The sequence below is a fragment of the Streptomyces glaucus genome (genome assembly GCF_039533365.1).
GTDB lineage: Bacteria > Actinomycetota > Actinomycetes > Streptomycetales > Streptomycetaceae > Streptomyces > Streptomyces glaucus.
Genome location: NZ_BAAATK010000151.1, coordinates 1 through 691 on the forward strand (window position 1 = coordinate 1; position 691 = coordinate 691).

The window sequence follows — 691 nt, forward strand, 5'->3', positions numbered from 1 at the left end:
TCACCCGGTTGTCCGGGCGGGCGTTGAAGGCGGTCCGCCGCAACATCCAGATGGTGTTCCAGGACCCGTACACCTCGCTGAACCCGCGGATGACGGTGGGCGACATCATCGGGGAGCCCTTCGACATCCATCCCGAGGCGGCCCCGAAGGGCGACCGGCGCAGGCGGGTGCAGGAACTGCTGGACGTGGTCGGGCTGAACCCGGAGTACATCAACCGCTATCCGCACCAGTTCTCCGGCGGCCAGCGCCAGCGCATCGGCATCGCCCGCGGTCTGGCGCTCAACCCCGAGGTCATCATCTGCGACGAGCCGGTCTCGGCGCTGGACGTGTCGGTGCAGGCGCAGGTGATCAACCTGATGGAGCGGCTGCAGGACGAGTTCGACCTGTCCTACGTCTTCATCGCGCACGACCTGTCGATCGTGCGGCACATCTCGGACCGGGTGGGGGTGATGTACCTGGGGCGGATGGTGGAGATCGGCAGCGACGAGCAGATCTACGACCATCCCACGCATCCCTACACCCAGGCGCTGCTGTCGGCGGTGCCGGTGCCGGATCCGGAGGCCCGTGCGCACCGGGAGCGGATCATCCTCACCGGTGACGTGCCCTCCCCGGCCGATCCGCCCTCGGGCTGCCGGTTCCGCACCCGCTGCTGGAAGGCGCAGGACAAGTGCGCCCAGGAGGTGCCGCTGCT

Annotated in this window: 1 protein-coding gene; it reads left to right on the forward strand. The window is 68.6% G+C overall.

What is annotated here, in order from left to right:
* The coding region (locus ABD363_RS32480; protein WP_344610049.1) for an ABC transporter ATP-binding protein at window positions 1-691 on the forward strand (691 nt) is incomplete at both ends.